This window comes from Streptomyces glaucosporus (assembly GCF_039533345.1).
Classification (GTDB): Bacteria; Actinomycetota; Actinomycetes; order Streptomycetales; family Streptomycetaceae; genus Streptomyces; species Streptomyces glaucosporus.
Genome location: NZ_BAAATJ010000017.1, coordinates 97,205 through 118,693 on the forward strand (window position 1 = coordinate 97,205; position 21,489 = coordinate 118,693).

Below are 21,489 nucleotides of genomic sequence, written 5' to 3' on the forward strand. Positions count from 1 at the left end.
CCCCGCGCGAGCGGGGGTGGTCCGTTTGCGCGGCGGCTGAAACTGCGCAGGGTGCGGTGATCCCCGCGCGAGCGGGGGTGGTCCGGCTCAGCAGACGTGACCAACGACCGGCCCGACGTGATCCCCGCGCGAGCGGGGGTGGTCCGACCTGGTGCGGCTGATCCGCAAATGGGCGCGCGTGATCCCCGCGCGAGCGGGGGTGGTCCGGACAGCGGCCAGGACAGCGGCCAGGCCAGGCCGTGATCCCTGCGCGAGCGGGGGTGGTCCGTTCTCCCGGTTCGGCCGGGACCGCGCCGGCGTGTGATCCCCGCGCGAGCGGGGGCGGTCCGCTGCACCACGGAGCGATCGGTGGTCAGGCGCCGCGACCTGCACCAGCCCACATGCCCCCGACTCCCCCGACCGCGAAACTGCCCGGATGACGGCGCGCCGTCCCCAACAGGGCTGGGACTACTGTGCAACAGCGTCGTCCTGTTCAAGGCTATGGGCGTGTCTCACGTGGTGGGTTCGGTGCGGCATGATGGATGGCCGTGAGTGTGGGTCTGTCGCAGCGTTTGGTTCCCGATGGGCTGTGGGAGTTGGTGGCTCCGCTGCTGCCGAAGTTCACGTCTCGGCCGCAGGGTGGCGGGACCGCTCCGGTGGACGAGCGAGCCGCTTTCACCGCTGTGGTGTACGTGCTGACCAGCGGGTGCGCCTGGTGGCATCTGCCGGAGACCTTCGGAGTCTCCCCGGCCACGGCGCACCGCCGGTTCACCCTGTGGACCGAGGCCGGTGTGTGGCGCCGGCTGCACCGGGCGGTGCAGGACGAACTCGGGGCCCGGGGCGAGGTGGACTGGACCGCGGCGATCGTGGACGCGGCGAGTGTGCGGGCGAAAAAGAGGGCTCGCTGACCGGGCGCAACCCGGTCGACCGGGGCAGGAAGGGCAGCAAGCTCCACGTTCTGTCCGACGCCCAGTGCCTGCCGCTGGCCGTGGCGGTCTCCGGTGCCAACGTCCATGACATCCATGCCCTCAAGCCCCTGGTGAGGGGCCTACCCGCGGTCCGGTCCCGGCGCGGCCCCGGCGCAGACGGCCCGGAAGGCTCCGCGCGGACAAGGCGTACCACTCCGTCGAGCACCTGCGCTGGCTGCGCGAACGCCGTATCGTCCCGCGCATCGCCCGGCCCGGGATCGACTCCAGCGAGCGGCTCGGACGGCACCGCTGGAAGATCGAACGATCGCTCTCGTGGCTGTTCGGCTACCGCCGCCTCACCGTCCGGTACGAACGCAAAGGCAGCCACTTCCTGGCCTTCCTCGGCCTCGCAGCCGCCTTGACCTGCTGCAAGAAACTCACACAGATCGCCACGTGAGACACGCTCCAAGCGGTTGAACATGAGGGAGTACAACCCGCATGATCTGCGGCACGCATGGGCCACCGTGACCCTGAGTAACGGTGTTCCCCTCCACGAGGTGTCCCGCTGGATGGGTCACCGATCCATCAGGGTCACGGTGGACCGCTATGGCCACCTCACCCAGGACGGCAGCGAGCGCTGCCGTCAGGTCGTCGGGGCCGCCTTCGCACTGCGGTAGCTCAGCGGATGCCGAGTCGGCGCAGAGCGCGGTGCTGACTTGGTGCTGGCTTGGCCGGGAAGAGGATGTAGCAGATGCCTCCCGTGCCGCTTCTGACCTGGCCTTCGGCGTTGTAGCGCTTGGTCCTCAGCCAGATGTTCTCGAACTGCCTCCGCTTGTAGACGCGGCGGACCGCCTCGTTGCTGTCGCTCGCCGGGTCGTTGGCGATGACGTCGCCGTCCTCCGTGAAGCCGATGACGGTCATCAGGTGGCCGGCGGTGCCGTAGCCCGCGCCGTCGAGTTCGGACTCCATGAAGGACTGGGAGGTGATCAGGGGGATGCCCGCGCGGATCAGGCGCTCGGCGTCGGTGAGGGAGTCCAGGCGTGTGACGATGCCCTGCATGCCGGGGTAGGTGGCGGCGTAGGCGGTGTTGAACGGCCAGTTGCCGCAGCCGGCGTACTGGTAGTCGTAGGTGAAGCGGGCCGCGTGGCAGACCTGGGGGTCGGCGTACTCGGGGTTGACCCAGGCCAGGTCCTCCGCGGAGGGCCGGCGTCCCCAGTACTCGACGATCATCTGCGTCGAGGTGGGGCTGCACCACGCCTCGCCGCCGTTGTCGTACTCGGGGTACTGGCCGATGTGGATGTTCTGCGAGTAGCGCGGGACGTTCAGTTCGACGCCCGCGCCCACGCCCGGCGCGGTGGCCGGGACCTCGAAGCGGGCGGGGACGTCGGAGCCCATGGCTCCCAGCCGCCAGACCACCGGGGTGGCGCCGCTGCCGGGGGCGCGGTGGAGGGTGACGCGCAGCCGGTAGGAGGCCAGGCGCGGTCCGGTGTCGGTGTCGTCGATGGAGAAGGTGTCCGTCCAGATGCTGGATTTTCCGTCGCCCTGGTCGTCCACGGAGGTGCGGCGGACGTCCTGGTCGCCGGAGGCCCAGACGCCCAGGGTGTACCAGGGGGTGTCGGTGCCGTCGGTGTAGGTGCCGAGCATCTCGATCCGGATCCAGGTGCCGGCGGGGGTGTGGGCGTTCCAGGAGGCGACGAGTTCGCTCGCGGGCACCGGCAGGCGGTGTGCCGGGGAGGTCCAGACGGCGTACTCCCAGGAGGCGGTGCGGCCGGTGTGCGGGTCGGTGTAGGCGGTGGTGCCCGCGGGGGAGGCGAGCGCGATGCCGGGGCGGCGTCCGGTGACCACGCGGGTGCCCTTCCCCGTTCCGGTGCGCCAGTCGAGGGCGGAGGTCCATGCGCGGTAGTCCACGGTGGAGTTCCCGCGGCGGCGGCCCGCGGGGGCGGCTGCCGGGGACGCGGCGGCCGGGGAGCCCATGGCGGCGGTCGCCGCGGTGGCGAGCGCGGCGGCGATGACTGTACGGCGGGTGGCCGGTCTGCTGTCGGTCATGCCCGGTCCTTCCGTGAGTCGGTACGTGCGGGAGGCCGCGTCCGGGAACCGCGCGGGTGCGGCGGATGCGGTGCGGCGGGGGCACCGTGAGGTGTCCTCATCTTGCCCCCGGTGGATCGGCGGGGCCAGTGCTCGCGTCTGCCGGTCACCCGGATTCATTGGTCTCGGCCTCTGACGTACGGGGCGCCGCGCGGGCGTCCCGCGGGAGGCGCCGGACCCGGGGCGGCGGTCCCCGGTCCGGCGCCTCCGCGGCTCACCGCAGCGCGGCCAGCACGATCGGCAGGCCCCTGGTGTTCCCGTCCTCCGCCTTGGCGTCGGTGGAGTTGACCGAGTAGACGACCACGCGCTCGACGCGCCCGTCGCGGCCGAGGGTGGCGCCCATGCCGGTGGAGTAGCCGTGGCGGCCGCCGGTCTTGCCGTATCCGACGGTGCCGTCGGGCAGCGTCATACGGGCCATGCCCATGGTGTACTCGGCTCCCTCGATCCCCTCGGGGACCTCCAGCATGTGCCGGAGCCGCTCCTTCGGCACGACTTCGCCGCCGAAGAGCGCATGGGCGAAGCGTTCCAGGTCGGCGGCGGTGGAGATGACGTCCCCGGCGGCCCAGCCGGCCGAGACGTTCCACTCGGTGACGTCGAGCAGGCCGTCGGCGGTCCTCTGGTAGCCGCGGTTGTGGCGGCCCGGGATGCGGACGCCGTTCCCGGGGAAGCAGGTGTCGCGCATGCGCAGCGGCTTCAGGATCCGGCTTCGCACCTGGTGCTCGTACGAGGTTCCGGTCAGTTCCTCGATCAGCAGTCCGAGGAGGGTGTAGTTGATGTTGAGGTAGTCCTGGCGCTTCCCCGGGGCGAACCTCCGCGGCTTGGCCATCGCGGAGGCGACCGTCTCCCGAGGGGTGGTGGAGTCGAAGCGGTGGGCGTACTGGTCGGCGAAGGAGTCCCCGGGGCCGTCGGCGGGTGCGAGGCCGCTGGTGTGGTTGAGCAGGTGGGCGACGGTGATCGAGGACCGGTCGGCGGGGACCAGGTCCGGCAGGTACTCCCGCACCGGGCGGTCCAGGGCGACGCGGCCCTCGGCGACGAGTTGGAGGACGACGGCCGCGGTGAAGACCTTGGTCACGCTGCCCGCCCGGAACCGGCCGTCCGCGATCGCCTTCCGCCCGGTCTCCAGGTCGCGGACGCCGGCGACCCCCCGCCAGGTGCCGTCCCGGCCCGAGACCCTCACGACCGCGGCCGTGGCGTCGTCGGCGGGCAGGTCGGCGATGGCCCGCTCCAGGGCCTCGGTGTCCAGGCGCCCGGTGTCCGGTTCGCCGGGGGCGTGGACGCCCGGGGCGTGCGCGGGGGTCCGGCCCGGGGCGTCGGCGAAGGCGGGCGCGGCCGGGCCGGCGGCCACCGCCAGGGCCAGAAAGGCGCACAGGGCCGTACGGGTGCGGAGGTTCATTCTCGCTGCTCCAAGGGGGATCGTCCGGGTGTGTCGGCGGTTCCCATCCTGGTGGGCGAGGGGATCCGGGCGGATCGCCGGAGCGGGCGATCCCCGTCCTCCCCCGCACGGGTGAGACCGCACGCGCGGCCGGGCGGCGCGGGGGAGCGGCGGGGCGTCAGGTGCCGGCCAGGCCGGTCTCGTAGGCGCAGATGACGGCCTGGACGCGGTCGCGCAGTCCCAGCTTCGACAGGACGTTGCTCACGTGCGTCTTGACGGTGTGCTCGCTCACCACCAGCTCGGCCGCGATCTCGGCGTTGGACAGGCCCCTGCCCAGGAGCGTCAGCGTCTCGCGTTCGCGGTCGGTCAGCGCCGCCAGTCTGCCGGGGGACGGCGAGCGCCTGCGGCGGGTGTAGTCGGCGATCAGCCGGCGCGCCACCGACGGCGCGACCAGCGCGTCGCCCGCCGCCACCACCCGCACCGCGTGGACGAGGTCGTCGCGGCGGACGTCCTTGAGGAGGAAACCGCTGGCGCCGGCGTGCAGGGACTCGTACACGTACTCGTCCGAGTCGAAGGTGGTCAGCATGACCGCGCGGGTGGCGGAGGAGGAGCAGATCTCCCGGCACGCCTCGATGCCGTCCACGCCCGGCATGCGGACGTCGAGCAGTACCACCTGGGGGCGGTGGCGGCGCACGGCCTCCACCGCGGAGGCGCCGTCGCCCGCCTCGGCGAGGACCTCGATGTCGGGCTGCGCGTCCAGGATCATCGCGAAGCCCCCGCGCACCAGTTCCTGGTCGTCGGCCACGACCACACCGATCGTCAACTCCCCACCTCCCGGGCGGATCCTACGAGGGGGAGCGTGACCTCCACCCGGTGGCCCCGGCCTCCGGGGCCCGGTCCCGTGCGGGCCGTGCCGCCGTGCGCGGCGGCGCGCTCGCGCATCCCGGTCAGCCCGTGCCCCGGGACGGCGCCGGGCGCCGGGCCGCGGCCGTCGTCCGTGACGGTGACGGTCAGCGTGTGCGGCCCGTAGGCGAGCCGCACCGCGGCCTCGCTCGCGAACGCGTGCCGGGCCGTGTTGGTCAGCGCCTCCTGGACGACGCGGAAGGCCGTCGTCTCGATGCCGGGCGGCAGCGGCCGCGCGTCGCCCGTGACGGTGTACGTCACGCGCGGTCCGCTCCGGGCGACCCGCTCCACCAGGGCGGGCAGGTCCGCCAGGGCGGGCTGCGGTTCGCGCGGGACGGCGGCGGCGCCGTCCTCGCGCAGCACGCCGAGGATTCCGCGCAGTTGCGCCATCGCCTCCCTCCCGGTCTCGGCGATCGCGTCGAACGCGGCCTCGGCCCGCTCGGGCGCGGACCGCACGGCGACGGGCCCGGCCTCGGCCTGGACGACCATCATCGCCACGGAGTGGGAGAGCACGTCGTGCATCTCCCGTGCGATGCGGGCCCGTTCGCGGGCCGCCGCCCGCTCGGCCTCCCCGCGGGCGGCCCGCAGCCTGCTGCGGCCGAGCGCGTAGGCGCCGAAGAAGCAGAAGAGGGTGAAGAACAGTTCCCGCGTCTCGCCGGTGTTGAGGCCCACACCGACGACGATCAGCGGTACTCCGGCCGCGCACGCCGCCGTCCGCCGCCGGCGGGAGGAGAGCACGGCGACCGTGTACACGGCGACCAGGCCCTCGTACGGCAGGGGCTGTCCCGGCCCGTCCAGGGCCAGTTCGTAGAGGAACCGGGCCGCCACGACGGCGGTGAGCACCGTCAGCGGCGCCCTCCTGCGCCACACCAGCGGCAGCACTCCCAGGGTGGTCAGCGCGTAGGCGGGCCAGGTCGCCGGGGGGAAGTGGGGCGGGCGCGGTATGACGAAGGGCATCGTGACCGCGAGCTGCACCAGCAGGGCCAGCCCGGCGTCCACGATCCGGGGGTCGGCCGTCCGCAGCCGCCGTGTGAGGCGTTCCATGACGGCACCCTGTCAGAGACGCGGGGCGGGCGTCCCGCGGACCGCGCGGCGGCGGCGCCGGCGGGCGGTCGTACGCTGGAGCGGTGGTCTCCCGTTCCCCCGGCGTCCCCGTGGGCGTCCCCTCCCCCGCCTCCCCGGCCGGTCTCGGCGGGCTCGCCCGGCGGCTGCGCGCCCTGCCGCCGTCGTGCGGCCCGGTGCGGCTGGTGGCGGTGGACGGGCACGCGGGGTCCGGCAAGAGCACGCTGGCCGGCCGGCTGGCCGAGGCCCTCGGCGGGGCGCCGGTGCTCCACCTGGACGACGTGGCCAGTCACGACGCCCTGTTCGCGTGGGCCGACCGCGTCCTGGAGCAGGTGGTCGCTCCGTTCTCGCGCGGGGAGCCCGCCCGCCACGGGGTCTACGACTGGGTGCGCCGGGCCTTCCGGGAGGAGCGTGTGCTGCCGCCCGCGCCCGTGGTGCTGGTGGAGGGGGTCGGCGCGGGCCGCCGCGCCCTGCGCCCCCATCTGGCCTGCCTGCTGTGGATGGAGCTGCCCGCCGGGGAGGCATGGGCGCGCGGACGGCGGCGGGACGGTCCCGGTCTCGCGGACTTCTGGGACGGCTGGGAACGCGCGGAGCACCGGCATTTCACCGCCGATCCCTCCCGTCCGTACGCGAACTGGCTGGTGCGGCAGCACCCGGGCGGGCATCTGGTGCTTCCGGGGCCGGCGGGGCCGCGGTGAACTCGTTTCCCCGCCACGCTCCGTGACATCCGCTCAGCTCTGAGCGTTCCCGTCCCGCCGGGTGGCGCGTTCCGGTCCCTCCGGCTTGACCGGCCCCCTGCCCAGGTTCTACGTTCTCTCTCGGCGGTCCGGAAGGGCCGTCCGTCCGCGAAGCCCCCGGTTGTTCCCCCGTGATCGGGGGCTTCGCGCTGTCCGCGGGCCTCCGGATCATCTCACCGAGTGTGACCGCCCGCTCCCCCGTGCTCCCGGGGCGCCGCCCCGTCTCACCTCTGGCCTGCCCCTATGCCGTCTACGACCGGGCCGGTGGCGCAGGTACCATGCCAAATGCCGCGGGCTGCCGGGGTGTTGCCCAGGCGTGTGCGGCAACTCCAGTCCGTGGCAGGTCCGTTGAACACCGACACCGCCGTCGGGCGACCGGCCGGCGTACACCACTCGGGGGATGTCTCGTGGGGGACGTGAGGGACCACGGCACGCAGGACACCCATGGCACGCACGCCCCTGCCGATCTCGCCTGGCTCCGCGGGGTGGACGCGTACACCGTGGGCGGCTACGCCCACGCCGAGGAGGAGTTCCGCGCCGCCGTACGGCTCGATCCGGGCATGGCCGACGCCTGGCTGGGCCTGCACGCCCTCCGCGTCGACACCACCACCGCCCTGCTGCGCATGCACGAGCACCGCGACCGCTTCGGCGAGCAGCGCGCCCGCCACGGACGTCCCCTGAACTCCTGGTACTGGCTGGGCTGGTGGGTGCAGCCGGTGCTGGAGACCGAGCGCGACCTGCTGCTGGCGCACGCCTCGCACTGGCTGGACGGCCGGCACGTCGCCGAGCTGGACCGGGCCCTGGCCGAGTGCCCGCCGGTGGAGACCGATCCGCAGGTGCGGTTTCTCCACGCCTGCCGGGCCTATCTCGCCAAGGACTGGGAGCTGCTCGTCCGGTACACCGACCCGCTGGTCGACGATCCGCTGCTGGGCGTGGAGGCGAGCCTGTTCGCGGGCATGGCGAGGGTGCGGCTGGAGATGTACGGGCAGGCCGAACCGCTGCTGGCCGCCGCGCTGATGCGCTGCCGCAGCGAGCAGCCGCAGCGCAAGGAGCTGCGCTACTGGCTGGCCCGGGCCCGGGAGGGGACCGGGCGCAGCGCGGCGGCGCTGCCGCTGTACCGGGCGGTGCACCGGGTGGATCCGGCCTTCATGGACACCTCCGCCCGGCTCACCGCCATCGCCGAGGGCGACGGGCTGGACGACACGGGGGGTCTGGACACGGCCGTGACGGTCGCGGACGCCTGGGAGGGCGGGGATCCGCCGCCCGGCGCCGCGGGCCCCGGACTCGGCGGCATCGGCGGCGCTGACGGTGTTGACGGTATCGACGGCACTGACGGCCTCGGTGGCCTCGGCGGGTTCGGCCCGGCCTCCGGGGACCTCCTGTCCGGCGGCACCGGAAGGGCTCCGTCCGGGCCCGTGCCGCCGGAGGCCGGCGGGGCGCGGCACGGGACGGCGGACTCCCCCGGCCGCCGGACGTCCGCCCGGTTCCCCGCGGGGCCGGCCGACCCGGCGCTGCTGGAGCGGGCCATGGACGAGCTGGATCGCATGGTCGGCCTGGAGCCGGTCAAGCGGCAGGTGCGGGCGCTGTCGGCGCAGCTGAAGATGGCGCGGCTGCGGGCCGAGCGGGGACTGCCCGTCCAGCCGCCCAAGCGGCACTTCATCTTCTCCGGCCCCTCGGGGACGGGGAAGACGACCGTGGCGCGCATCCTGGGAAGGGTGTTCTACGCGCTCGGCCTGCTGGGCGGCGACCACCTGGTGGAGGCCCAGCGGGCCGATCTGGTGGGCGAGTTCCTCGGCCAGACGGCGGTGAAGGCCAACGAGCTGATCGACTCGGCACTGGGCGGGGTGCTGTTCGTGGACGAGGCGTACAGCCTGTCCAACACCGGCTACTCCAAGGGCGACGCGTACGGCGACGAGGCGCTGCAGGTGCTGCTCAAGCGCGCCGAGGACAACCGGGACCGGCTGGTGGTGATACTCGCCGGCTATCCGGAGGGCATGGACCGGCTGCTCGCCGCCAACCCCGGCCTGGGGTCGCGCTTCACCACCCGCGTGGACTTCCCCAGTTACCGCCCCCTGGAGCTGACCGCCATCGGCGAGGTGCTGGCCGCCGAGAACGGGGACGTGTGGGACGAGGAGGCCCTGGAGGAGCTGCGCAGCATCAGTGGGCACGTGGTGGACCAGGGATGGATCGACGAGCTGGGCAACGGGCGCTTCCTGCGCACGCTGTACGAGAAGTCCTGCGCCTACCGGGATCTGCGGCTGTCCGGCTTCCCGGGCACGCCCTCCCGGGAGGACCTGGCGACGCTGCGGCTGCCCGACCTGATGCAGGCCTACGGGGAGGTGCTCTCCGGCCGCGGCCCGGAGGGGCCCCGGCCGGAGCCCCCGGTCCCCTCCTGAGCCGGCGCCCCGCGGCGGCCGCGGGCCCGGTGGGCCTCAGCCGTCCGCCGGGCCCGTGCCGTACCGGTCGGCCAGGGCCCGCAGGGCCTTCGCGTCCCTGAGGGCCCGTTCCCTGGCGATGCCGGGCTGGATTCCCATGGCGGGCAGGCTGGTGCCGTCGGAGAGGTCGAGGAGGACCCACGGGTCGCCGGGGCGGAGGTGGACCCCGACGATCTCCGCCCACTCCAGCCGCCGTTTGGTGGTGAGGTTGACGACCGTCACCCCGCCGGCGTCCGCCACCACCTTCGGGCGGCTGAGGAGGACGAGGACGCCGAGGAACAGCACGCCGGTGAGGACGAACGCCGCCCGCTCCCCCGGCCCGGCGGTCTCCAGCAGCATCGCGATCACGATGAGGGTGACGAGGATCGCGACGCCGACCGTCAGCAGGACGATCCGGGTCCGGGTGGGCCGGAAGGTCACCGGCAGGCCGGGACCGGGTTCGGGGGCGGGCACGGGGGTGCGGTTCCTTCGGTGGGGGACGTCGGGGATGCCGTCGGGGCGTCGCCGGGGGCGCGGCTCACAGCCGGCAGGCGTGGATGCCGGTGGTGAGGATCGCCCGGGCGCCCAGGTCGTACAGGTCGTCCATGATCCGCTGGGCGTCCTTGGCGGGGACCATGGAGCGCACCGCGACCCAGCCCTCGTGGTGGAGGGGCGAGATGGTGGGCGACTGGAGGCCGGGGGTGAGGGCCACGGCCTGCTCGACCTTCTCGGCGCGGATGTCGTAGTCCATCATCACGTAGCGCCGGGCCACCAGGACGCCCTGCATGCGGCGGAGGAACTGCCGCACCTTGGGGTCGTCGTCGGGGGCGCCGGTGCGGCGGATGACGACCGCCTCGGACTCCAGGATCGGCTCGCCGATGATCTCCAGCCCGGCGTTGCGCAGGGTGGTGCCGGTCTCGACGACGTCGGCGATGATCTCGGCGACGCCGAGCTGGATGGCGGTCTCCACGGCGCCGTCGAGCCGGACGACGGAGGCGTCGACGCCGTTGTCGGCCAGGTGCTTGGCGACCAGGCCGGCGAAGGAGGTGGCGATGGTCATGCCGCCGAACTCGCTCACGTCGCGCGCCGTGCCGGGGCGGGTGGCGTAGCGGAAGGTGGAGGCGGCGAAGCCGAGCTGCATGATCTCCTCGGCGGCGGCTCCGGAGTCCAGCAGCAGGTCGCGGCCGGTGATGCCGATGTCCAGCTTGCCGGAGCCCACGTAGACGGCGATGTCCCGGGGGCGCAGGAAGAAGAACTCGACCTCGTTGTCGCTGTCGACCAGGACCAGTTCGCGGCGGTCCTTGCGCTGCCGGTAGCCGGCCTCATGGAGCATCGCCGCCGCAGGCTCGGACAGTGAACCCTTGTTGGGGACGGCGATGCGCAGCATGGGGTGGTCTTCCTTCGTCGGTCGTCGCGTGGGCGGTGGGTTCGGCGCGGTGGCGCGGGGCGTCGGCGCTCAGAGGTGAGCGTATACGTCCTCGAGGCTGATGCCTCGCGCCACCATCATCACCTGAAGGTGGTACAGCAGCTGGGAGATCTCCTCGGCCGTCCGGTCCGGGCCCTCGTACTCGGCGGCCATCCACACCTCGGCGGCCTCCTCCACGACCTTCTTGCCGATGGTGTGGACGCCGGACGCCACCAGCTCGGCGGTGCGGGAGGTGGCGGGGTCGCCGGTGGCGGCCTTCTGCCGGAGCTCGGTGAACAGCTCCTCGAATGTCTTGTTCGCCATGGTGCCCCCTACCCTACGGGGTCGGCGGCCCCGCTCAGCGCCAGGGTTCGGAGACCGTGCGCAGGGTGGCGGCCGTGGCGACGGCCGCGGTGGCAGCCTCGTGGCCCTTGTCCTCGCTGGAGCCCTCCAGGCCGGCCCGGTCCAGGGCCTGCTCCTCGGTGTCGCAGGTCAGCACGCCGAAGCCGATGGGCACCCCGGTGTCCACGGAGACCTGGACGAGCCCCTGGGTGACGCCCTCGCAGACGTAGTCGAAGTGCGGGGTGCCGCCGCGGATGACGACGCCGAGCGCGACGATCGCGTCGTAGCCGCGGCCGGCGAGGACCTTGGCGACGACCGGCAGTTCGAAGCTGCCGGGGACGCGGAGCACGGTGGGCTCGTCGATGCCCAGGTCGCCCAGGGCGCGCAGCGCGCCGTCCAGCAGGCCGTCCATCACCTGCCGGTGCCACTGCGCGGCCACCACGGCCACCCGCAGGTCGCCGCAGTTCTTGACGGTCAGTTCGGGTGCGCCCTTGCCGCTCACGTTGCTTCTCCCGGGGTCTTGTCGCGGTCGTGGTGTGCGCCGGCCGGTGGCCGGGTGTGGCGTTCGGTGGCGGGCCGGCTCACTGGCTGCCGCAGACGGGCAGGGGCCCGCCGTCCAGCCAGGGCAGGTCGTGGCCCATCCGGTCCCGCTTGGTGCGCAGGTAGCGCAGGTTGTGCTCGCCCGCCTCGACCGGCATCGGCACGCGTCCGGTGACGCGTGCCCCGTGCCGGGTGAGGGCGGCGGTCTTGTCGGGGTTGTTGGTCATCAGCCGCAGGGAGCGCACGCCGAGGTCGGCGAGGATCTCGGCGGCGGCGGCGTAGTCGCGGGCGTCGGCGGGCAGGCCCAGTTCCAGGTTGGCGTCGAGGGTGTCGCGTCCCCTCTCCTGGAGCTGGTAGGCGCGGAGCTTGGACAGCAGGCCGATGCCGCGCCCCTCGTGGCCGCGGAGGTAGACCACCACGCCGCGGCCCTCCTCGGCCACGCGGCGCAGGGACTCCTGGAGCTGGGGGCCGCAGTCGCAGCGCTGGGAGCCGAAGACGTCGCCGGTCAGGCACTCGGAGTGGACCCGGACCAGGACGTCCTCGGCGCCGTCGACGTCGCCGGCGACCAGGGCGACGTGCTCCACGCCGTCGGCGGTGGAGCGGTAGCCGTGGGCGCGGAACTCGCCGTGGGCGGTGGGCAGGGCGGTGACGGCCTCGCGGCGGACGGCTGGCCGGGGGGCGGGCGCGGGGGAGGAGGAGCGGCGGTAGGCGATCAGGTCCTCGATGGAGATGATCGACAGGCCGTGCTTGCGGGCGAAGGGCACCAGCTCCGGCAGGCGCAGCATGGTGCCGTCCTCGGCCGCGATCTCGACGATGGCGGCGGCGGGGCGCAGGCCGGCGAGGCGGGCCAGGTCGACTCCGGCCTCGGTGTGCCCGGGGCGTTCCAGCACCCCTCCGGGGCGGGCGCGCAGCGGGAAGACGTGGCCGGGACGGACGAAGTCGCCGGGGCCGGCGGCGGGGTCGGCGAGCAGCCGGATGGTGGTGGCGCGGTCGGCGGCGGAGATGCCGGTGGTGACGCCGTGCCCGGCGGTCGCGTCCACGGAGACGGTGAAGGCCGTGCCCATCGACTCGGTGTTGTTCCGGACCATCTGCGGCAGGTCCAGCCGGTCGAGTTCGGCGGCCTCCATCGGGGCGCAGATCAGGCCCCGGCACTCGCTCATCATGAACGCGACGATCTCGGGGGTGATCAGCTCGGCGGCGGCGACCAGGTCGCCCTCGTTCTCGCGGTCGGCGTCGTCGACGACGACCACGGGGCGGCCGGCGGCGATGTCGGCGACGGCCCGCTCCACGGGGTCCAGGACCAGGTCCGTCTCGTCGGGGACGGTGATGTGGTGCGGTCGCCAGGTGTGCAGGACGGTCATGCCGCGGCTCCTTCCAGAGCGGGTTCGGTGGCCTTCCGGTCGCGGGAGCGCAGCCACCAGTCGCGGAGGCCCCACAGGACGAGGACGAAGTAGACGACGTAGACCAGGCCGGAGAAGACGAGGCCGCTGCCGAAGGCGAGCGGGACGCCCACGAGGTCCACCAGGAGCCAGGCGAACCAGAACTCCACCAGTCCGCGGGCCTGGGCGACCATCGCGGCCAGGGTGCCGACGAAGATGTAGGCGTCGGGCCACGGGTTCCAGGACAGCTCGGGGACGAGCGTGAACAGGCCGCCCACGGCGAGCGTCCCGGCGGCCGTTCCGCCGGCCAGCCAGGCGCGTTCGCGCCAGGTGGCGAACCGCACGGGGACCTTGCCGTCGGTTCCGGCGGCGCCGTCGGCGCTGCCGGCGCCGTCGGCGTCATCGGCGCCGCTGTGCCGGCGCCACTGGTACCAGCCCCACGCGGCGACGCCGATGACCAGCAGCTGCTTGCCGACGCCGCCGCCGAGCTGGGCGGAGGCGTAGGCGGCCACCAGGACGAGCCCGGACAGGAGCTGGGCGGGCCAGGTCCACAGGGACCGCACCCAGCCGAGGGCGAGGGCGATCAGACCCATGGTGTTGCCGACCATGTCGGACCACTTCACGGGCTGGCCGAACGCCTCGAAGGCGGTGCCGTTGAGGGTGCCGTCGATCCACTCCAGGGCGCTCACCGGGCGGCTCCGGCGGTCCCGTCAACAGCGGGGGACGCGGCTCCGGCGGCGCGGTGCCCGAGCAGCCGCTCGACGTACTTGGCCAGGACGTCGACCTCCAGGTTGACCGGGTCCCCGGTCCTCTTCACGCCCAGGGTGGTGAGGTCCAGGGTGGTGGGGATGAGGCTGACGGTGAAGTCCGCCTCGTTCGCCTCGACCACGGTCAGGCTGACGCCGTCCACGGTGATGGAGCCCTTCTCGACGATGTACCGCGTCAGGTGGGGCGGTACGGCGATCCTGACGATCTCCCAGTTCTCGCCGGGGACGCGCTCGGTGATGGTGCCGGTGCCGTCCACGTGCCCCTGGACGAGGTGGCCGCCCAGCCGGCCGCCCAGCGCCATGGGGCGCTCCAGGTTGACGCGGTCGCCGGGGGCGAGGACACCCAGGCTGGAGCGGTTGAGGGTCTCGGCCATCACATCGGCGGTGAACTCCCCGTCGGCGGTGTCCACGACGGTCAGGCAGACGCCGTTGACGGCGATCGAGTCGCCGTGCGCGGCGCCCTCGGTGACCTTGGGGCCGCGCAGCCGGAAGCGGGAGCTGTCCGACAGCTTCTCGACGGCGACGACCTCGCCCAGTTCTTCGACGATTCCGGTGAACACTCAGGACTCCTGGGTCTGGGGGGCGGGGTGGGCGGGGCGGGAGGCGGCGGGGACGGCGTCGACGCGCAGGTCGGGTCCGAGCCGCTCGGTTCCGGTCACCTCCAGGCGCAACGCGTCGGCGATGGTGGTGATTCCGGCGTCGCCGAGGGCGGCGGGCCCGGCGCCCAGCAGGACGGGGGCGAGGTAGGCGGTGACGCGGTCCACGGCGCGGGCGGCGGCGAAGGCCCCGGCCAGGGTGGGGCCGCCCTCCAGCAGCACGGACCGCACACCGCGCTCGTACAGGGCGGCGAGCAGGGCGGTGACGTCCAGGCCGCGTCCCCGGGCGGCGCGCGGCACCCGCAGGACCTCGGCGTACCCCTCCAGGTGGGCGGTGGCCGGGCCGGGCAGGTCGGCGGCGACGGCGACCAGGGTGGGGGCGGCGCCGTCCAGGACGCGGGCGCCGGGCTTGACGGCGGCGGCCTCGGTGTCGGCGACGACGCGCAGCGGCTGGACGGCACCGGGGACGCCGCGGACGGCGAGGTGGGGGTCGTCGGTGCGGGCGGTGCCGGAGCCGACGAGGACGGCGTCGGCCCCGGCGCGCAGCCGGTGGACGTCCGCGCGGGCCTCGCCGGAGGTGATCCAGCGGCTGGTGCCGTCGGCGGCGGCGATCCGGCCGTCGAGGGTGGCGGCGTACTTCCACCGCACGTGCGGGCGGCCGAGCCGGACCGAGGTCAGCCAGGCCTCGTTGACCTCGGCGGCCTCGTCGGCGAGCAGCCCGCCCTCGACGTCGACGCCGGCGGCGGCGAGGGTCGCCGCGCCGCCGCGGGCGTCCGGGGTGGGGTCGGCGACGGCGTAGACGACGCGGGCGACGCCGGCGTCGATCAGGGCCCGGGTGCACGGGCCGGTGCGGCCGGTGTGGTCGCAGGGTTCCAGGGTGACCAGCGCGGTGCCGCCGCGGGCGGCCTCCCCGGCGGCGGCGAGGGCGTGGACCTCGGCGTGGGGGCCGCCGGCGCGCCGGTGCCAGCCCTCGCCCGCCACGCGGCCGGAGGCGTCGAGGACGACACAGCCGACGACGGGGTTGGGGCTGGTGGAGCCGATGCCGCGGGCGGCGAGGGCGATGGCGCGGCGCATGGCGTCGCGTTCGCGCTCTCGTGCGGTGTGCTCTGCGGTTGCGGCCACCGGGTCCTCCTGCCTCTTCGGGCACGGACTCCGGGGTGGTCGCGGAACGACCTGGGGCGGTCCCGTGGACACGGACGGCGGCGCCGGACGCCGGGGCTCCCCCCGCGTCCACGAAGGGCGCGCGGATGTCCGCCGACGACGGCGTACCGGCCGGTTCACGGCCCGCCGCGCACTGCCTCCCATCCGGACTTTGACCGTCGGTCCAGGAATTTCACCTGGTCAACCGGCCGCTGGCAGCGGCCGGGTCGCGGACTGTAACCGCCGGTTCGGAGTTTCACCGACCCCGGAGTGCGCTTGACGTTGGTACCGCACCAGTGTGCCACGGCCGGCCGGTCCCCGGCAGTGGGGTGCCTCACAGGGTCCCATTCAGGCAGGTCGCGCGGGGCCGTTCCGGAGGCGGGCGGCTTCCGCCGGGCGCGACCGGGGCCGGCCGTCACCGTACGGCCGCCGTACGGTGACGGCCGGCCCCCGCCGTGTCGTACGACGTCTTCTGAGGGGCCGTCATCCGCGTGCCACGGGGCCGCCGGGCGCCGCCTCGCCCCCGGCTCGCGCCGGCCGTCACCGGTGAGCCCGGGGAACTCGCCCCGCTCCGCGGGGTGTTCGCCCCGGCCGCCGCGGGCACGGCCGTCCCCCGTCCGGCCGCCGGGGATCCGCCCGTGCATCCCGGGGCGTCCGGGATGCACGGGCGGATCCGCGGGGAGACTGTCCTCGGCGGACAGGGAGGAGCCCATGGAACCCGTGGAACCCGACGAGCCCGCAGCCCCCGCGGTCCCCGCGGCGGAGAGCGGGTCCGCGCCCGGGCGCGGACCCGCCGGCGGGTGGGAGGTGGCGCGCGCCCGGCGCGCCGTCGCCGTGGTCTTCACCGTCCACGGAGCGGTGAGCGGCAGTTTCGCCACCCGCATCCCCTGGATCCGGGAACACCTGGACCTGGGCACGGGCCGGCTCGGGCTCGCCCTGGTCTTCGCCACCCTCGGGGCCGCCGCCTCGATGCCGCTGTCGGCGCGGCTGGCCCACCGCCACGGTCCGCGCGCCGCCCTGCGGGTGCTGGTGGCGCTGTGCTGCGCGGGGCTGGCGCTGCCCGCCCTGGCGCCCGGTTTCGGCTGGCTGTGCGGCGCCCTCTTCCTCTTCGGCGCGGGCCTGGGCATCACGGACGTGGCGATGAACGCCCACGCGGTGCAGGTCGAGGAACGCATGGGCCGGTCGGTGATGTCGGGCCTGCACGGGATGTGGAGCGTGGGCGCGCTGCTGGGCGGCGGTGCGGGCGCGCTCGCCGCGCACGCCGCCCTGGACGCCCGGGTCCACCTCGCCCTGGCCGCCCCGGTGCTCGCCGCGGCGGGGGTGGTCGCGGCGGGCCGGACGCTGGACGTGCGGGCCGGTCCGGCGCAGGAGGAGCCGCCGCACTTCGCGCTGCCCCGCCGCGGGGTGCTGGCGATCGGGGTGATCGGTTTCCTCGCGGTCTTCGCCGAGGGCGCGTCGATGGACTGGGCGGGCATCCACCTGCGGGACTCGACGGGCGCCTCGCCGGGGCTGGCGGCGACCGCGTACACCGCGTTCGCCTGCACCATGGCCGCCGCCCGGCTGGCCGGGGACGCCGTGGTGCGCCGTCTCGGCCCGGTCCGCACCGTCCGGATCGGCGGCCTGCTGGCCGTCGCCGGAGGCGTTCTGGTGGCGACCGCCTCCGGGCCGGCGGCCGGCATCGCCGGATTCGCGCTGATCGGCGTGGGGATCGCCGTGGTGGTGCCGCTGTGCTTCGCCGCGGCGGGCCGCTCGGAGTCCGCGGCTCCCGGCCGGGCCATCGCGGGGGTGGCGACGCTGGCGTACGCCTCGGGGCTGGCGGCTCCCGCGGCGGTCGGGTGGATCGCCGAGTTCACCTCCCTGTCGGTCTCCTTCGGCCTGGTCACCGTGCTGCTGTGCGGGCTGGTGCTGGGGGCGGGGGTGCTGCGGACGGATCCGGCGGGCGCGTCCGGCGGGCGGCCGGGGGGCTGAGGCCGGTCCCGCCGCCGGTGTGCGGGGGCGCGGGTTCTTCCGGGGCCGGGCCCCGGGCCGGGGCCGGGGGTTCCCGGTGCGGCCGGGCGCGTCCGGCCGCCTGACAGCCGGTGGGGGCGGCCGTAGCATGTGGACCGATCAATTCCGCTCGTACACCTGAGCGCATCACCGCACGGAACGGAGCACCCCATGGGCCTCGGCCTGCGCTGGACCCTGCACGGCGACGGGCGTACGCCCGCGCCCGGAGCCGTCGTACGGCCCGACGAGCGGCTGTCGTGGCCGCGGACGGCCGGGCTGGGCGCACAGCACGTGGTCGCCATGTTCGGGGCCACCTTCGTGGCGCCCGTGCTCATGGGCCTGGACCCCAACCTCGCCATCATGATGTCCGGCGTCGCCACCATGGTCTTCCTGCTGGTGACGCGCGGGAGGGTGCCGAGCTACCTGGGCTCCAGCCTCTCCTTCGTCGGGGTGGCCGCGGCGATCCGGGCGTCGGGGGGCGACAGCGCGACGATCACCGGGGCGCTGCTGGTCGTCGGCGCGGTGCTGCTGCTGGCCGGGTTCGTGGTGCAGAGGTTCGGCGCCCGGGTCATCCACGCCGTGATGCCGCCCGTGGTCACCGGCGCGGTCGTGATGCTGATCGGCTTCAACCTGGCCCCGGTGACGGCCTCGACGTACTGGCCGCAGGACCAGTGGACGGCGCTGCTGACCATGCTCTTCACCGGGCTCGCCGTGGTGGCCCTGCGCGGCTTCTGGTCGCGGGTCGCGATCTTCCTCGGGCTGGTCTTCGGCTACGCCGTCTCCTGGCTCTCCGACCTCCTCTTCGGGAAGATCCACTCCCCGGCGGGCGGCGCGGAGGCCGTCGACCACTGGCGGCTGGACCTGACGGCGGTGGCCGAGGCGGACTGGATCGGGCTGCCCGCCCTCCACGCCCCCGAGTTCCGGTGGTCGGCGATCCTGGTCGCGCTGCCGGTCGTGATAGCGCTGATCGCGGAGAACGCCGGGCATGTGAAGGCCGTCGGCGAGATGACCGGCGACCGGCTGGACGACGCGCTGGGCACCGCGATCGGCGCCGACGGCGCGGCCACGGTGCTCTCCACCGCGGTGGGCGGTCCGGCCACCACCACGTACTCCGAGAACATCGGCGTGATGGCCGCGACCCGCGTCTACTCCACCGCCGCCTACTGGGCCGCCGCCTGCTTCGCGGTGCTGTTCGGGCTCTGCCCGAAGTTCGGCGCGGTGATCGCCGCGATCCCGGGCGGGGTGCTGGGCGGGATCACCGTGATCCTCTACGGCATGATCGGCCTGCTGGGCGCGCAGATCTGGCTCGCGGGCAACGTGGATCTGCGCAACCCGCTGAACCTGGTGCCGGTCGCGGCGGGCGTCATCATCGGCGTCGGCGGGGTCACGCTGGAGATCACCGACACCTTCGAGCTGAACGGCATCGCGCTGGGCACCATCGTCGTCCTCACCGGCTACCACGTGCTGCGGGCGCTGGCCCCGGCGCACATGCGCGAGCAGGAGCCGCTGCTGGACGAGGGCACCTCCTCCTACGACACCGGCGGCGACACCGGCTCCGGCTCCGAGAAGCGGTAGGCAGGGTGGCGCGCCGCCGGGCGGGCCCGGCGGCGCACCAGCCGGTCGCGGTCCGGGCCGCCCGGCGGTCAGGGCCGTCGTCAAGGCGGTGGCCGGCTCGCCGGTGAGGCGGTCCGGGCACTCCGGCGTGACGGGCAGGCGCCGGACGCCGGGACGCCGAGACGCCGAGAAGGGGCCCGCGAACAGGTCCGGGGCGGTCTCCCGGCCGACGCCGGCAGGCAACCCGCCCCGTGCGGCCGCGCGGCCCGCCTCGGCCTCCTCCGGCCGCGCCCCTCGTTCGGGCGTCGCCCGATCCGGGGGGACTTCCCCCGCCTGCCCCCGCGCCCCGCGCCCCGCTGCCACTCTGGGCGCATGACGACGACGCAGTACGGGCCGGTCGCCGTGGACGCCGCCGTGGACACCGCCGTGGACGAGGTGGTCGCACGGCTGCGGGCCCTGCGGGAGAGCCTGCCGCGCCACGACGGGGTGGCCGTCTTCACCGAGGTCTGTCTCTCCGTTGCGCTGACGGTGCGCCGGCACCTCGTCGGCGGGCTCCTCCCCCGCCCCCGGGCCACGGCGGGTCTGGCGGCGGCCTTCGCCCGCCGCTACCTCGCCGCCGTCGACCTGGACGCCTCCGGGGCGCACGCCCCCGCCTGCTGGCGCCCGCTGTTCCTCGCGCGCCACCACCCGGGAGTGCGTCCGGTGCAGTTCGCGCTGGCGGGGTTCAACGCGCACATCGGGTACGACCTGGCGCTGGCGGTGGTGGACACCGCCCGGCTCCACGGCTGCGAACCGGCCGACCTCCAGGGGGCGTTCGACCGGCTCGGGGACATCCTGGTCGGGCTGGAGGAGCGGGTGCACGAGGATCTGATGCCCGGCCCCGACCCGCTGGACGTCGCCGATCCGCTCACCCATCTGGTCGCCAGCTGGAGCATGGACCGGGCCCGTGACGCGGCCTGGTCGGCGGCGCGGCTGCTGTGGAGCGTGCGGCGGCTGCCGGAGCTGGCCGAGGAGTTCGCCCACCGGCTGGACACCGGCACGGGCCTGGTCGGCCGCTGCCTGCTCACGCCGCTGGGGCACTGCCCCCGTCCCCGTACGGCGTGACCCCTCCCGTCCCGCGGGCGCGCCGTCCGCCCCAACGCGTCACCACCGGTTGCCGGACCCGCCCGCGCCGCCCGGCGGCGATGTGCCAGGGTGGGCGGACCGCTTCGCGCAGGAGGCACCCGGGGGTGCCGGTGGAGGTGATCGGCGTGGGCGCCAGTCTCAAGGACGTGGCCGCACGGGCGGGGGTGTCGGTCAAGACCGTCTCCAACGTGGTCAACGGCCGCGCCCGGGTGGCCCCGCACACCCGGGAGAAGGTCGAGAGGGCCCTGGCCGAACTGGCCTACCGGCCCAACCTGTCCGCCCGTCACCTGCGCCGCGGCCGCACGGGGGTGATCGCCCTGGCCCTCCCGGGGCTGGACGCCCCGTACTCCGCCGAGCTGGCCCGGCTCGTCATCGGCGCCGCCGCCGAACGCGGCTGGGCGGTGCTGATCGAGCAGACCGACGGCCTGGCCGACCGCGAGCTGCGGGTGCTCCAGGGGCTCCGCGAACGGCTCGTCGACGGGCTCGTCCTCAGCCCCGTCTCCGTCGGCCGCGAGGAGCTGGCCGCCCGCACCGACGGCACCCCGCTGGTGCTGCTCGGCGAGCGCGTCCTGGACGGGCCCGTCCACCACGTGGACATCGACAACCGGCGGGCCGCGCGCGAGGCGACCGAGCACCTGATCTCCCTGGGCCGGACCCGCGTCGGCGTCATCGGCGCCCGCGACGACCCGCGCGCCGGCACCGCCCGGCTGCGGCTGGCCGGGTACCGGCAGGCCCTGGAGGCCGCCGGACTCCCCCGCGACGAACGGCTGGCGCCGCCCGTCCGGTCCTGCCGCCGCGCCGACGGCGCGGAGGCCATGCGCCGCCTGCTGGAGCTGGACGAGCCCCCGCGGGCCGTCCTGTGCTTCGACGACCTGCTGGCGCTCGGCGCGCTGCGCGTCCTCCTCTCCGCCGGCCTGCGGGTGCCGGAGGACGTGGCGCTGGCGGGCTTCGGCGACATCGAGGACGGCCGCTACAGCACCCCGACGCTGACCACGGTCTCTCCCGACAAGGACCGGATCGCCCGCGCGGCCGTGGAACTGCTGGCCGCGTGCATAGGCGGCACCGGCCGCGCCGGACGGGAGGACGGCGGGGCGGCCGGGGGGCGGGACGTCGAGGCGGGCCACCGGCTGGTCGTCAGGGAGAGCACGGCCGGGGCGTGACGCGGAAGGGGTCCCCGCACCACGCCCCGGCCGCC

At 74.9% G+C, this 21,489-nt stretch carries 19 protein-coding genes, 1 pseudogene, 1 CRISPR repeat array and 1 riboswitch (1 of these 22 running past the window's edge); of the genes and pseudogenes, 8 read left to right on the forward strand and 12 right to left on the reverse strand.

Annotated elements, in window-relative coordinates; translation table 11 throughout:
• A CRISPR array of direct repeats spans positions 1 to 329; the repeat unit is 29 nt; unit sequence GTGATCCCCGCGCGAGCGGGGGTGGTCCG; it begins 2,751 nt to the left of the window's first position.
• A gap of 198 nt (positions 330 to 527) precedes the next feature.
• Positions 528 to 1,344: pseudogene (locus ABD358_RS18415) on the forward strand (IS5 family transposase).
• Positions 1,345 to 1,366: 22 nt separating this feature from the next.
• Positions 1,367 to 1,564, forward strand: coding sequence for a tyrosine-type recombinase/integrase (locus ABD358_RS18420; protein ID WP_344632152.1), 198 nt, complete (start codon positions 1,367 to 1,369; stop codon positions 1,562 to 1,564).
• Between the two features lies 1 nt (position 1,565).
• On the opposite strand, the gene ABD358_RS18425 is transcribed toward ABD358_RS18420, so the two are convergent.
• From ABD358_RS18425 to ABD358_RS18440, 4 genes are all read right to left on the reverse strand, one after another.
• Positions 1,566 to 2,933 (reverse strand): peptidase C39 family protein, encoded by a 1,368-nt coding sequence (locus ABD358_RS18425; RefSeq protein ID WP_344632153.1) that lies wholly within the window; start codon positions 2,931 to 2,933, stop codon positions 1,566 to 1,568.
• 253 nt (positions 2,934 to 3,186) lie between these two features.
• Positions 3,187 to 4,365: a serine hydrolase domain-containing protein gene (locus ABD358_RS18430; protein ID WP_344632154.1), complete on the reverse strand. Its 1,179-nt coding sequence runs from the start codon at positions 4,363 to 4,365 to the stop codon at positions 3,187 to 3,189.
• A 157-nt stretch (positions 4,366 to 4,522) separates the two neighbouring features.
• The gene (locus tag ABD358_RS18435; protein WP_344632155.1) at positions 4,523 to 5,167 is read right to left on the reverse strand and encodes a response regulator; all 645 of its coding nucleotides are present in this window, start codon (positions 5,165 to 5,167) and stop codon (positions 4,523 to 4,525) included.
• Positions 5,164 to 6,291 (reverse strand): sensor histidine kinase, encoded by a 1,128-nt coding sequence (locus ABD358_RS18440; protein ID WP_344632156.1) that lies wholly within the window; start codon positions 6,289 to 6,291, stop codon positions 5,164 to 5,166. Before ABD358_RS18440 ends, ABD358_RS18435 begins: the two co-directional genes overlap by 4 nt.
• A gap of 110 nt (positions 6,292 to 6,401) precedes the next feature.
• On the opposite strand from ABD358_RS18440, the gene ABD358_RS18445 reads away from it, so the two are divergent.
• The gene (locus ABD358_RS18445) at positions 6,402 to 7,007 is read left to right on the forward strand and encodes a uridine kinase family protein (protein WP_344632190.1); all 606 of its coding nucleotides are present in this window, start codon (positions 6,402 to 6,404) and stop codon (positions 7,005 to 7,007) included.
• Between the two features lie 446 nt (positions 7,008 to 7,453).
• A complete protein-coding gene (locus ABD358_RS18450; protein WP_344632157.1) occupies positions 7,454 to 9,442 on the forward strand; it encodes an AAA family ATPase in 1,989 nt (662 codons plus the stop codon).
• A 36-nt stretch (positions 9,443 to 9,478) separates the two neighbouring features.
• Here the strand turns inward: ABD358_RS18450 and ABD358_RS18455 are convergent, their stop codons facing one another.
• The 8 genes from ABD358_RS18455 to ribD all read right to left on the reverse strand — a co-directional run bounded on the left by ABD358_RS18455 (position 9,479) and on the right by ribD (position 15,611).
• Positions 9,479 to 9,934, reverse strand: coding sequence for a PH domain-containing protein (locus ABD358_RS18455; RefSeq protein WP_344632158.1), 456 nt, complete (start codon positions 9,932 to 9,934; stop codon positions 9,479 to 9,481).
• Between the two features lie 64 nt (positions 9,935 to 9,998).
• Entirely contained in the window at positions 9,999 to 10,847 is an 849-nt protein-coding gene (hisG, locus tag ABD358_RS18460; RefSeq protein WP_344632159.1) for an ATP phosphoribosyltransferase, read from the reverse strand.
• Positions 10,848 to 10,916: 69 nt separating this feature from the next.
• Entirely contained in the window at positions 10,917 to 11,189 is a 273-nt protein-coding gene (locus ABD358_RS18465) for a phosphoribosyl-ATP diphosphatase (protein WP_031511193.1), read from the reverse strand.
• Between the two features lie 34 nt (positions 11,190 to 11,223).
• Positions 11,224 to 11,709, reverse strand: coding sequence for a 6,7-dimethyl-8-ribityllumazine synthase (gene ribH, locus ABD358_RS18470; protein WP_344632160.1), 486 nt, complete (start codon positions 11,707 to 11,709; stop codon positions 11,224 to 11,226).
• A 79-nt stretch (positions 11,710 to 11,788) separates the two neighbouring features.
• Positions 11,789 to 13,108, reverse strand: coding sequence for a bifunctional 3,4-dihydroxy-2-butanone-4-phosphate synthase/GTP cyclohydrolase II (locus ABD358_RS18475; protein WP_344632161.1), 1,320 nt, complete (start codon positions 13,106 to 13,108; stop codon positions 11,789 to 11,791).
• Entirely contained in the window at positions 13,105 to 13,815 is a 711-nt protein-coding gene (locus ABD358_RS18480) for a nicotinamide mononucleotide transporter family protein (RefSeq protein WP_344632162.1), read from the reverse strand. Before ABD358_RS18480 ends, ABD358_RS18475 begins: the two co-directional genes overlap by 4 nt.
• Entirely contained in the window at positions 13,812 to 14,453 is a 642-nt protein-coding gene (locus ABD358_RS18485; protein WP_344632163.1) for a riboflavin synthase, read from the reverse strand. Before ABD358_RS18485 ends, ABD358_RS18480 begins: the two co-directional genes overlap by 4 nt.
• Complete coding sequence (gene ribD / locus ABD358_RS18490) at positions 14,454 to 15,611, reverse strand: bifunctional diaminohydroxyphosphoribosylaminopyrimidine deaminase/5-amino-6-(5-phosphoribosylamino)uracil reductase RibD (protein ID WP_344632164.1); 1,158 nt, start codon at positions 15,609 to 15,611, stop codon at positions 14,454 to 14,456.
• Between the two features lie 165 nt (positions 15,612 to 15,776).
• Positions 15,777 to 15,907, reverse strand: a riboswitch (FMN riboswitch).
• A gap of 433 nt (positions 15,908 to 16,340) precedes the next feature.
• Here ribD and ABD358_RS18495 point away from each other — a divergent pair.
• The 4 genes from ABD358_RS18495 to ABD358_RS18510 all read left to right on the forward strand — a co-directional run bounded on the left by ABD358_RS18495 (position 16,341) and on the right by ABD358_RS18510 (position 21,454).
• Positions 16,341 to 17,597 carry an MFS transporter gene (locus tag ABD358_RS18495; protein WP_344632165.1) on the forward strand — a complete coding sequence of 419 codons (1,257 nt, stop codon included), beginning with the start codon at positions 16,341 to 16,343 and terminating at the stop codon, positions 17,595 to 17,597.
• A gap of 189 nt (positions 17,598 to 17,786) precedes the next feature.
• The gene (locus tag ABD358_RS18500; protein WP_344632166.1) at positions 17,787 to 19,190 is read left to right on the forward strand and encodes a uracil-xanthine permease family protein; all 1,404 of its coding nucleotides are present in this window, start codon (positions 17,787 to 17,789) and stop codon (positions 19,188 to 19,190) included.
• 351 nt (positions 19,191 to 19,541) lie between these two features.
• Positions 19,542 to 20,273 carry a DUF5995 family protein gene (locus tag ABD358_RS18505; protein WP_344632167.1) on the forward strand — a complete coding sequence of 244 codons (732 nt, stop codon included), beginning with the start codon at positions 19,542 to 19,544 and terminating at the stop codon, positions 20,271 to 20,273.
• A gap of 146 nt (positions 20,274 to 20,419) precedes the next feature.
• Positions 20,420 to 21,454 carry a LacI family DNA-binding transcriptional regulator gene (locus ABD358_RS18510; RefSeq protein ID WP_344632168.1) on the forward strand — a complete coding sequence of 345 codons (1,035 nt, stop codon included), beginning with the start codon at positions 20,420 to 20,422 and terminating at the stop codon, positions 21,452 to 21,454.
• Positions 21,455 to 21,489 lie beyond the last annotated feature (35 nt).

Excerpts from the sequence above, each read along its gene's own strand:
- ABD358_RS18420 (WP_344632152.1), top strand. The coding sequence starts at position 1,367 with ATGAGGGAGTACAACCCGCATGATCTGCGGCACGCATGGGCCACCGTG.
- ABD358_RS18425 (WP_344632153.1), bottom strand. The coding sequence starts at position 2,933 with ATGACCGACAGCAGACCGGCCACCCGCCGTACAGTCATCGCCGCCGCG.
- ABD358_RS18430 (WP_344632154.1), bottom strand. The coding sequence starts at position 4,365 with ATGAACCTCCGCACCCGTACGGCCCTGTGCGCCTTTCTGGCCCTGGCG.
- ABD358_RS18440 (WP_344632156.1), bottom strand. The coding sequence starts at position 6,291 with ATGGAACGCCTCACACGGCGGCTGCGGACGGCCGACCCCCGGATCGTG.
- hisG (WP_344632159.1), bottom strand. The coding sequence starts at position 10,847 with ATGCTGCGCATCGCCGTCCCCAACAAGGGTTCACTGTCCGAGCCTGCG.
- ABD358_RS18465 (WP_031511193.1), bottom strand. The coding sequence starts at position 11,189 with ATGGCGAACAAGACATTCGAGGAGCTGTTCACCGAGCTCCGGCAGAAG.
- ABD358_RS18475 (WP_344632161.1), bottom strand. The coding sequence starts at position 13,108 with ATGACCGTCCTGCACACCTGGCGACCGCACCACATCACCGTCCCCGAC.
- ABD358_RS18495 (WP_344632165.1), top strand. The coding sequence starts at position 16,341 with ATGGAACCCGTGGAACCCGACGAGCCCGCAGCCCCCGCGGTCCCCGCG.
- ABD358_RS18500 (WP_344632166.1), top strand. The coding sequence starts at position 17,787 with ATGGGCCTCGGCCTGCGCTGGACCCTGCACGGCGACGGGCGTACGCCC.
- ABD358_RS18505 (WP_344632167.1), top strand. The coding sequence starts at position 19,542 with ATGACGACGACGCAGTACGGGCCGGTCGCCGTGGACGCCGCCGTGGAC.